This is a genomic window from Eubacterium sp. An3 (genome assembly GCF_002159465.1).
GTDB classification, from domain to species: Bacteria; Bacillota; Clostridia; order Lachnospirales; family Lachnospiraceae; genus Anaerobutyricum; species Anaerobutyricum stercoris.
Genome location: NZ_NFIR01000086.1, coordinates 1 through 1864, shown reverse-complemented (window position 1 = coordinate 1864; position 1864 = coordinate 1). Strand labels below are relative to the sequence as shown.

Annotated in this window: 1 protein-coding gene; it reads left to right on the top strand. The window is 43.0% G+C overall.

What is annotated here, in order from left to right; genetic code table 11:
- Positions 1-111 precede the first annotated feature (111 nt).
- Complete coding sequence (locus B5F87_RS20365) at positions 112-1719, top strand: IS1182 family transposase (RefSeq protein ID WP_087284497.1); 1608 nt, start codon at positions 112-114, stop codon at positions 1717-1719.
- Positions 1720-1864: the final 145 nt, after the last annotated feature.

Genomic DNA, 1864 nt, shown 5'->3' with positions numbered 1-1864 from the left:
GGGGCCGTTGCAAAATAGATGAGTAATCATCTATGGAGCAATGGCTCCATTTTTATGCCTGAAAATAGAAAACGGACCCCGAAGAGTCCGTAATCCATGGTATAATTAGATATGACTACTAACCAAAAATACCATAAAAATTATACCGAATTCGGCGAGCCTTATCAACTGGTTTTGCCATTAAATTTGGAAGGTTTGGTTCCTGATGATGATTCTGTCCGACTGCTGAGCCACGAATTGGAGGAATTAGATTACAGCTTGCTGTATCAGGCTTACTCTGCCAAAGGCAGAAATCCGGCAGTGGACCCTAAGACCATGTTCAAGATCCTGACCTATGCTTACTCTCAAAATATTTATTCATCCAGAAAAATTGAAACTGCATGCAGGCGAGATATCAACTTTATGTGGCTGCTCGCCGGGCAGAAAGCGCCTGACCACAGCACGATCGCACGTTTCCGTACCGGATTCCTGGCGGATGCCTGTGAAGATCTCTTCTATCAAATGGTAAAGAGACTGAAAAATGCAGGCGAGCTGTCGAAGGAAACCATTTTTATTGATGGGACAAAACTGGAGGCCTGCGCGAACAAATATACTTTCGTCTGGAAAAAATCCATAGGGAAATGGGAAGCAAAAATGTTCCAGAAGATACAGGAGGCAGTTTCGCTGTTAAATCAGGAATACATACAAAGTTTCCGGGTAACTGAAGACACAAGGACGCAGGATCTCCAGGAGATCTGCCGGTTTTTGGAACAGGCCTGTGAAGAACAGCATACTGTTTTTGTCCATGGCAGAGGAAAGAGGAAAAGCCGTAACCAGAAATACCTGGAGCTGTTCCGGCGTTTTCTGGAACGTCAGACAATCTACGACTGGCACACCGCCAGTTTTCAGGGGCGGAATAATTACTGCAAGACCGATCCGGATGCCACATTCATGCACATGAAGGATGACCATATGCGCAACGCCCAGTTGAAACCGGGATATAACGTACAGATCGCGGTGGATAGCGAATACATTGTCGCAACAGACATTTTCCAGGACCGCAATGACGTCTGGACTCTTGTTCCTTTCTTGAAAAGGATGGAAGAAAAACTTGGATTCCGTTATCCCAGTGTAACAGCAGATTCCGGATATGAAAGCGAAGAAGGTTACAGTTATCTGAGGGAGCAGAAGCAAAAGCCCTATATCAAGCCACAAACGTATGAGAAATGGAAAAAGAGGAGTTTTAAAAAGGATATCAGTAAACGGGAGAACATGGGTTATGATGAAAGGACAGATACCTATACGTGTCATGCCGGGAAGAAACTGCAGCCGATTTTCCTGAAAAAGCAGACAAGTAAAAGCGGCTATGAATCCGAAGTAACCGTCTACGAATGTGAAGACTGTACGGGCTGTCCTTATAAAGAGAAATGTACAAAAGCAAAAGGGAACAAACGGCTGTACGTCTCCAAAAGCTTTTTAGAGAAACGGCAGGAATCCTATGAAAATATCCTGAGCGAGAAAGGGATTCTGTATCGTATGAACCGATCGATCCAGGTGGAAGGAGCATTCGGAGTCCTGAAAAACGATTACGAATTTCAAAGATTTTTACTCCGTGGGAAAACCAAAGTAAAACTGGAGCTTCTTTTACTTAGTATGGGGTATAATCTCAATAAACTTCACGCGAAAATACAGAATGACCGAACAGGAAAACATTTATTTTCTGTGAAAAAACCTGCTTAAAAATAGAAAAAACAAATATCTTTATTAAAGTACGCCAAAAAACGGAAGTAAGCCACAGTACAGGTGAGATTACTTCCGTTTTTCCCTTTAGATTAAGCGAGGGAGTCGCTCTATCATCTAATTTGATAATTTTGCGACACCCTCT